Consider the following 9,248-nt stretch of genomic DNA (forward strand, 5'->3'; position numbering starts at 1 on the left):
TTTTTTGAATTGTTTCCCTTTAAAATATCCCATGCATCCTTCTCCTCGCCCCATTTTCTCTATATTTTAACTTCACTCCAAAAACTTTGCAACAGAACCCAAAATACTCATGTAGAGGCTTGCCTTTTTTACTACTTGAGGTCACCATACATGCTCGTTAACGCTATTTTTTTATAAGGCCTCACCATACCCATCAACTTAAGAAACTTACATACCACCAAGTACAAATAACATTATTTTTTCTAGAAAACTCATTAAATAAGAAGCGTACATATTATAAAAAAAGAAAAATCATGTCAATTCTCTTCCTTTATTCTATCTTTTAATTACAATCATAGTATTTTTTCTAGGGTCTTACTACGTTTAAAGTAAATAAATAAGAATTTTAAGTAATAAATACTTTGATATAAGTGGGTATTAGCTTATTGATCTGAAAATTGAGATAAATAGTGAAAGAAGCTATCATAATACATGTAGATATCATTCATTTAAGTGTTCTGAATTAGATCATTTAAAATGGTATATATCATAATTGAAAAGGGGATGAAAGTAATGAAGAAGAAACAAAGAATGATCGTAACAGCGGCCATGGCAGCCACGTTAGCTACAGGTGCATTGCCTACTACATCGGCGTTTGCTGCAGAAACAAAAGCTCCTATCCAACAACAAGAATCACAAATGGGTATTCAACCATTTTCACAGAGTAATTTAGAAACAGCAGTTAAGGCAGCTTTATATGGTCCTGAAGTCAAAAAAATAAAAGTATTTGAACATGAATTCAATGTAAAACCAATTGAAGTAGTAGATTTAGGTGGCGGGAAAAAATATGTTAAGGGTCAAATTTCTCATCATTTAAGTTTTCGTCCAGATGATCAAGTTTATTATGAATTTACAGTGAAAGATGGAGAAGTAATCGGTACGCCACAATATCATATTGATAGAGGTGGTTTTACACCATTCGCAGCTCCTCTTTTATCAATTATTGCTGCATATAATGGGATTCCTGTTAATCCAAATGATTTAAACACACTTGGTCAACAGATTGGAAAAGTAATTGATGGAAGCTGGGAACATGCAGCACAATCTATTGCTACTGTAGTTAGCTTAAGCTTTAATGAGAAATAGGTTTTGCTAGGAATTTAATTGATTTGGAAACAGACTTTAAGTATTCTTCCAGAAGGCGCTGTTTATAAATGGTACTGTTATAATAAATTATGAAGCAAATGTATTTTAAATATTGGCATGTCAGTAAAACTTTTCTAATTTGTGAACCATTTTACCTTTCATATTATGTCACAAAATAGGAGTCTTGTTTAAGACTTCTGTTTTGTTTGTATAAAAATAAACGTTTTAATATCCATGAGGGATACAATTAAACACTCTAGGCTATCAAAATTTCAAAGAATCACCCCTTATAAAAATATAATTTAAACAGATGTTCTCAACGTTCTGGTGATATAAATATTTATAATAAGATATTTCTTTTATGGGATTATTCAACTTAAAAAAGGAGAGATAGAATGAGAAAAGTTTTAAAAAGTAGCATTCTGACTTGTGTAACATTAGTAGGCTTATGTACAACCACTACGGCATTTGCTGATAGTCACCTCGGTTATTCGTATGAGTCCAATATAGGCTATCAAAATTCAACATGGATGTCCGAATTAGAGGATTCAAAAAAAATAAGCGGACTATCTATTCCAGGGACTCACGGTTCAATGGCTTTACATGGAGTAAGTGTTTTTGATGAAAATCTGACTAGGAATCAAACCATGAACTGATCCCAGCAATTAGATTCGGGTATTCGTTATGTAGACATGCGTGTTAAACGTGTTAAGGATTCATTTGCAATGCATCATGGAATTGTTTATCAAAAAGCAATGTTTGAAGATGTATTAAAAGAGACTATTCAATTTTTAAGAGATCATCCGAAAGAAACGATTTTAATGCGTTTAAAAGAAGACACTGACCCTGAAACCGGCTCACTATCATTCGAAAAAATATTTAAAAATTATAAAGATCGTAATGCTGACTATTTTTTGGACCCAAATTCTGTAGCATCATCAGAAAGAAATAATCCGAAATTAGGGGATGTCCGCGGTAAAATTGTATTATTGCAAAATTTTACAGCATCCCAAGAATACGGTATAAATTGTGATTCCTTGTATACTCAAGATAAGTTTGAAGTTGGTACTGGCCCAAATGGAATGTATGATAAATGGAATGCGGTGAAAAACCATCTTTTACAGGCAAATAATAACGCCAACAATGGGAAAATCTATCTTAACCATTTTAGTGGGACGGGTGGTGCATCAGCATTATTGAATAATTTCTATCCGTGGTTTATTGCAAGTGGAAAAGAAAGTAGAAATACAAATAGCAATCAAAAGCTGATTCAAAAAAATGCAACAAATGAATGGACAGATTTCCCTCGTGATATGAATGGCCAAGTATTTTACGGTGGAATGAATACAATGGGAACTGATTTCATACAAAAAAGTGGGATAAATCATGCTGGTATTATCGCCGCAGATTTTCCTGGACCAGGTTTAATAGATAGTATTATTCGATTAAATGGGATTAAATCAAACGAAAAAGAAGTATTAATTTCCCAAATAACTTCTGAATCAATTCCATTATCCGGGCAAAAAAATCGTTCCAGCCAAAACTTTAACATTACAAATTTACCTATAGGAACAAAGGGATTAAAATGGGTTGTTGAACCTACAGAAAAAGATAATGCTTCTGCTATTTCATTCAATATTATGGTTGATGTTTCCTTAGGAACGGATTCGGTTCGTTGGAAGAAACTCTCGAATGAATCAAGGACTGAAGCATACACAAATGCTAAATATTATATTGCAAATCCGAATGGTGCAACTAGTAAATTTACAGTAAAAATATACGCTATTACTAATTAAGGTTAAGGATCTATGCTTTTTCCTTTAAAAAAACATATCAAAATGTGCACTTTTCAGAAATAATATTTTACCTTCCTATAAAACAATTATAGTAACTTAAAAATATATTATCCGATAAAAAGCCTATAGAAAAGTTGTTATCTTTAGGCTTTTTTATCATTGAAACGAGCAAATGTCATTTCTACTTCTAAACGTAACTAATCGTCGGGACGAACACCAATATATAGAAACTCCTTCGTAGATTCCATATACATTAGAACTTCAGATAATCCGGAGTTCTTTTTATTATTATTTTCTTTTACCTTCCTCTTAAAATAATTAAATCCAATGAATAGAATCTGATTTATAGAAAAATAATAAAAAAAAACGGACTGTTATACATACTAAGGAGGAACCCATGTCCTTAATTGAAAGAACTATCAAAACTACAATGAATGAGATTGTTGAAACTATCCAGACAAATAACTTACAAGAACTCAAGAATAAATTAGAACAAATCTTTGATATTTGTGCTGATTTGGTTGAACATCCTTTACAACTAAAAACAAAGACGAATGTTGTACTATATTACTTTGAAGGACTTACAGATGGTGTTACATTAAAGGGAAGTGTCATTACGCCATTGTTACAAGAAGTAACGGAAGACATACAAGTATTCAATTCTGATACAATTGCTACTTATACAAAAACAGTATGTACATGGAATGAAATAAAAAAAGGGTTGCTCGAGGGGCAATGTGTGCTATTTATGGAGGGGGCAAGGAAAGCACTCCTCATCAATACAAAAGGATGGGCAGAACGATCCATTCAGGAACCTGTTTCAGAAGTTACAATTAAAGGGTCTCATGACGGTTTTATTGAAAATGCCGCTAAAAATATTGGTCTCATTCGTAGATATATTCCTTCTACTGAATTAAAAATCAAGAAATTAGCAGTCGGAGAAAGGGCTACTACTTTTGTATATTTACTTTACTTAGGTGATGTGGCGAATGCAGACGTTGTTCAAGAGGTAGAGGGAAGAATTAGTAAAATTAAAATTGATACGGTATTAGGCATAGGAGAATTATCTAACTTGACAAAAGATAATAGTTTAACTCCTTTTCCACAGGCTTACTTAAGTGAACGCCCAGATGCCATTTCTAATCATATTCTTGATGGAAAAGTAGCCGTGTTAGTTGATAGATCTCCTAGTGCAATGATTGTCCCAATAAATTTAATTGGATTTTTTCAGACGCCAGATGATTATAATGTACATTGGATGATTGCATCCTTTTTTCGTTTATTACGATTTTTAGGATTTATTATAGCTATGTTTTTACCCGCAATGTACATTGCAATGGTTTCATTTCACTTTGAAATTATTCCTTTAGATTTATATACTTCTATCGCAACATCAAGGATCAAAGTTCCTTTCTCTCCTTTATTAGAAGCGCTTATTATGGAAATCACATTAGAAATGCTTCGCGAAGCTGGGATTCGTCTCCCTCAGCCGATCGGACAAACAATTGGAATTGTTGGAGGGATTGTAATTGGTCAAGCAGCTGTTCAAGCAGGTCTTGTAAGTAATGTTATGGTTATTATCGTATCTATTACTGCCATTTCATCGTTTGTTGTTTCTAATTACGATTTATCGAGTTGTATTCGTCTGATTCGTTTTCCAATGATGTTATTTGCCTATTTTTATGGAATTGTAGGTATCGTTAGCGGGTTGATGCTCTTATTTGCTCATTTTGTGTCACTAACTTCTTATGGTTCACCATATGGGTTACCAATCGCGCCTTTTCGTTTCCAAGAATTAAAAGATTCTTTTGTAAGATTTCCTAACTCGATGCTTACTACTCGCTCTAGTACAGGACAACCGAAACAAAAAAAGAAAAAAGAAGGTGGTTCACCTGGGGAAGGTTAACTTTCGAAACTTAACTTTATTAGAATTTATTATTTTTATTCACTCACTGCAACTGGCCTCAGGTATGTTAATTATGCCAAGTCCGCTTGCCGCTACTGCTGGTACAGACGGTTGGATTTCTATCATTCTGGGATGGATCATAACTTCTATAATTGGAGTATTGATTATATTGATGTTGCAAAAAAATCCCAACAAGAATTTCACACAGGTTTTAACGACGTATTTTGGGAAATGGCTGGGGGCGATATTTCTTTTTTTATATGCTTTTTATTTATTTTTTGCGGCTTTTAATACGTTATTAAAAGCAACAGATATTGTGAAAGTATGGATTTTCCCTTCTATTCCTACTTATCAAATCGTCATATTACTACTACTACCCTTCATTATTTTAGCACAGAGTGGGATAAGAGCACTTACAAGTTATTCTATGCTTGTTTTTTTCTTCACTGCTTGGATGCCGATACTTCTCCTTTTTGCATTAAAAAGTAATTATAATCCATTACATCTACTGCCCATTTTGAAAGATGGCATCTATCCTATTGTGAGGGCAACAAAAGAAACAATTACCCCATACGCGGGCTTAGAAATTGCCTATTTTATCTATCCGTTTTTACAAAAAAAAGAGAAAGCCATAAAAGGAATACTGATAGCGAATACAGGAACCATGTTTTTCTATATATACGCTACTATTCTTACTTATATATATTTTAGTCCTGAAGGTATAAAGGATGTAATTTGGCCCGTATTTCACCTATTAAAGGGGATTCGCTTTTCTTTCATAGAACGTTTAGAAATTATATACATTGCTTACTATTTAATTGTATTTTCCACTACAATCTATCCGTATTTATTTTTTAGTTTACATTCGATGACAACTATATGTAGTAGAATTTCACGTAATTGGATTATTGTCAGCTCTATTTTATTAATTGTTGGAGTATTTACATTCTTTAACCCAAATTTAAATCAAATTGTGTTTATATATTTCCTTATGGATATATTTAACATCATTTTCTTTGTTTTATTTCCAGTGTTCCTTTTTATTTACAGTATCCTTTTTACTTGGCTAACTAGGAGGAAGCAACTATGATTCGAAAATGGATAGGGATTGTAATTAGTTGTATGTATTTAATTGGTTGTAGTCAAAGAATCCCCCTTGAACAAGCCTCTTTAATCCTATTAATTGCCTTAGATAGAACACCTAATGGAGAAATTCAAGTAGGAACGAGCATACCACTCTTTCATCATGAAAAGCAAAAGAGTACCGTAGAACATTGGGTTCAGGCATCCACCATATATGAAGGATTTAGCAAAATGGATACGAAATTAATAGGTTTTGTAACTTCATCAAAAAGTGAAGTGATTTTAATCGGGAAAAAATTTGCACAAGAAGAAAACTGGATACAGGCACTCGATTCCTCTTATCGGGACCCTTACGCGACTATCAATGCTAAAGTTGTAATTGTTGATGGTAGTCCTAAAAGCATATTAAAAATTCATAGACCAGATAAACCAGCGCTCTCGTCTTATATAAGCGGTGTAATCGAAGCCTCTATACAAAATAATCAGTCTGTTTCTTCCACTATTCAACAATTGATGAGAGAAAAGAATGAAAAGGGAATGACACAAACAGTTCCAATAATTAAGAAAATAAATAATGAAATTGATACAGTAGGAATTGCCTTTTTAGATCCTAAAGGAAAGTACTTAACCAAAATCTCTAAAAATGATGTGAAATTTTTCAATCTTATTAATAAATCAAAAAGTAAAGGGCGGATAATTTTACATGTTGTTCTTTCTCCCAAAAAATCTATTCAAAAACCAAATACGTCTGTTTTAGTACAAGATGCAAAGAGAAAAATAAATGTTGATTTCCAGAAAGGTAAATTTATATTTAATATAAATATGAGCATGAATGTATCTTTAATTGAAAAAACCAATGGAAACATAACTAAAAATCGTTTATATAGCAGCAAACATATAAATAAATTGGAACATGAAATACAGGAAGAGATCAATGAAAAATTACAAAGTATGTTACAGGACATGCAGAGAAATAAAATTGATCCAATTGGTTTATCTGTATATGCTAGAGCTTTTCAGTATAAAGAATGGAAAAAAGTAAAAGAAGATTGGTTGCAGACTTTATCAAAAGCTAAAATCTGCGTGAATACTCAAGTCAAAATAAAAGATACCGGAACAATTAGAAATTAAAGTTCTGGTGCAAAGTTTTCTAACAGGCCTCATCATACATGCCCATCAATTAATATTTTTTACTATCCCTAAGTAAAAAAAGGATTTGGTGCAAAGGTATTAAAATATCAAAAGAGGACGACGGATTCCTAGACACAGTCCAATCCTTCTAATGCTGTGGAGAAAGTCTTCTCTACAGCCTGTTTTTGTGTCTGAACCTCTTTTTATGTGTCAACACTGATAAAAAGAGGAAAAGGAGAGAGTTTTTATGATGGGTGCTTTAAAAAATCATCGTGATGAACGTGTATCTGTTTCTGTAGAAGAGCTGGTTCCACAAGATCATTTCCTTCGTGCGATTGAAGCGACAATTAGTTTTGATTTTATTGAAGAGAAATTACGCCCTTATTACTGTGAAAACAATGGACGTCCGTCAATCCATCCTATCGTTTTATTTAAAATGATGTTTATTGGATATTTTTACGGTATTCGTTCGGAGCGTCAATTGGAAAAAGAGATTAAAACGAATATCGCCTACCGTTGGTTTTTAGGGTTTTCTCTATCAGATACTATTCCAGATCATTCTACAATCAGTTGGAATCGCCGTACCCGCTTTATTCATACAAATATTTTCGAAGAAATTTTTGATGAGATCGTGAGGCAAGCGACAGAGCACCGGATGGTGGGAGGACGTGCGCTAATGACAGATTCTACGCACATTAAGGCCAATGCCAATAAGAATAAATTTGTACATAAATATAAAAAAGAAAAAGCAAAGTTTTATATAGATGAGCTAGAAGCTGCGGTAATCGAAGATCGTAAGGTACATGGAAAAAAGAATTAAAACCTAGAGAGGAAAGTGATACCCCTACCAAAAAAACTCGTATAAGTACCACGGATCCAGATAGTGGATTTTTAATGAGAGATGGAAAACCGAACGGTTTTCATTTCTTAGACCATCGTACGACTGATGCGAAGTACAATATTATTACAGATACCTATGTAACGGCTGGAAATATGGCAGATTCCGAGCCATATTTAGCACGCCTCCAAGCTCAAATTGATAAATTCGGGTTCAAAGTAGAAGCTGTAACTCTTGATGCAGGCTATTTTACGAGCTATATCTGTAAGAAATTATCGGAGAGAAATATATTTATGGTGATGGGGTATCGCCGATTTGGAAAAAGAAATAAAGATGTACCAAAAAGCCAATTTAAATATGTAGAAGAAATGAATGCATTCGTTTGTCCGATGGGGTGTATTTTAGAGTATGCGACAACGGATCGTGAAGGATATCGTAAATATAAATCGAAGCCAGAAGACTGCGCTGTTTGTCCGCTACGTGAGGTATGTTTTTCAAAGAAACAAAAACAAAAAGTTATCACTCATCATATATGGGAGAAATATAAGGATATCGCTAGAAAAAACAAACTAACAGTTACAGGGAAAAAGTTTTACAAAGTACGCTGTTCAACTATAGAGCGAAGCTTTGCAGACGCCAAAGAACTACATGGCTATCCGATATGCTCGATTTCGAGGGCTGAAGTCTGTCCAAATGCAGGCTTATCTCACCGCAGCTTGTCAAAACATGAAAAAAATAGCCCTCCATCTGACCAAAAAAGGTCTGGTGGAGGGCTATTTTTTTTTGAAACTCTATTATTTTATGTTGTTTTTATTCGCTATAAATAGCGAATCCTTCTGTTTTTGTGCGAATAATGCCGAATCAAACGTTTGTTTAAAAATTATGGCATAGATATACCCTGTTTGAGATGTGTAATAGTAACCCCAAACTATCAAGGAAATCCCCTTAACAGGTATTACGTCTTCGCCAAATTTTGCAAGACCTGTTTAGGAAATCGAGAGGGATGCAAATGTCTTCGCTGTTCTTTCTATATAGGGGTCACCATACATGCCCATCAACTTAACATTTTGAAGTATCCCCCAAACGAAAAAATTGCACTGTTAAGGGTAAATATAGAATTAGAATATAGGTTATCAAGAATTAATAATTAGTAAAGTAGAAGATTTTAATAAAAATTGGTAAAATAATAACCAAGTATTGAAATTAGAAATAGGACTGTGTTAAAAAGGAGATTCTATACAGGTGTGTTGCAAAGTTTGAAAAAACACAAACTTGTTTACAAAATATAGTTATAGTTTAAGCGGTTCTGAATAACTCCTGTAATTCCTTGTACGTCGAAAAAGAGAAGTCTGGAATTTGACTTCTCTTT

At 33.2% G+C, this 9,248-nt stretch carries 4 protein-coding genes and 2 pseudogenes; all 6 read left to right on the forward strand.

The features are described from left to right. Positions 1 to 552 precede the first annotated feature (552 nt). Entirely contained in the window at positions 553 to 1,125 is a 573-nt protein-coding gene (locus ASE54_RS26640) for a hypothetical protein (RefSeq protein ID WP_000730171.1), read from the forward strand. Between the two features lie 395 nt (positions 1,126 to 1,520). Continuing rightward, positions 1,521 to 2,921 (forward strand): annotated as a pseudogene (locus ASE54_RS26645) (phosphatidylinositol-specific phospholipase C). 397 nt (positions 2,922 to 3,318) lie between these two features. Next, positions 3,319 to 4,827: a spore germination protein gene (locus ASE54_RS26650; RefSeq protein ID WP_000052380.1), complete on the forward strand. Its 1,509-nt coding sequence runs from the start codon at positions 3,319 to 3,321 to the stop codon at positions 4,825 to 4,827. Then, positions 4,814 to 5,917 (forward strand): endospore germination permease, encoded by a 1,104-nt coding sequence (locus ASE54_RS26655; RefSeq protein WP_042993022.1) that lies wholly within the window; start codon positions 4,814 to 4,816, stop codon positions 5,915 to 5,917. Before ASE54_RS26650 ends, ASE54_RS26655 begins: the two co-directional genes overlap by 14 nt. Then, the gene (locus ASE54_RS26660; RefSeq protein WP_000619971.1) at positions 5,914 to 7,041 is read left to right on the forward strand and encodes a Ger(x)C family spore germination protein; all 1,128 of its coding nucleotides are present in this window, start codon (positions 5,914 to 5,916) and stop codon (positions 7,039 to 7,041) included. The genes ASE54_RS26655 and ASE54_RS26660 overlap by 4 nt, the downstream gene beginning before the upstream one ends. A gap of 247 nt (positions 7,042 to 7,288) precedes the next feature. Next, positions 7,289 to 8,662: pseudogene (locus ASE54_RS35230) on the forward strand (IS1182 family transposase); the annotation flags it as partial. Positions 8,663 to 9,248 lie beyond the last annotated feature (586 nt).

The sequence above is a fragment of the Bacillus sp. Root131 genome, assembly GCF_001429475.1.
Lineage (GTDB): Bacteria > Bacillota > Bacilli > Bacillales > Bacillaceae_G > Bacillus_A > Bacillus_A thuringiensis_S.

What these genes read in the sequence shown, in the direction of transcription:
- ASE54_RS26640 (WP_000730171.1), top strand. Translation starts at nt 553, where the DNA reads ATGAAGAAGAAACAAAGAATGATCGTAACAGCGGCCATGGCAGCCACG.
- ASE54_RS26650 (WP_000052380.1), top strand. Translation starts at nt 3,319, where the DNA reads ATGTCCTTAATTGAAAGAACTATCAAAACTACAATGAATGAGATTGTT.
- ASE54_RS26660 (WP_000619971.1), top strand. Translation starts at nt 5,914, where the DNA reads ATGATTCGAAAATGGATAGGGATTGTAATTAGTTGTATGTATTTAATT.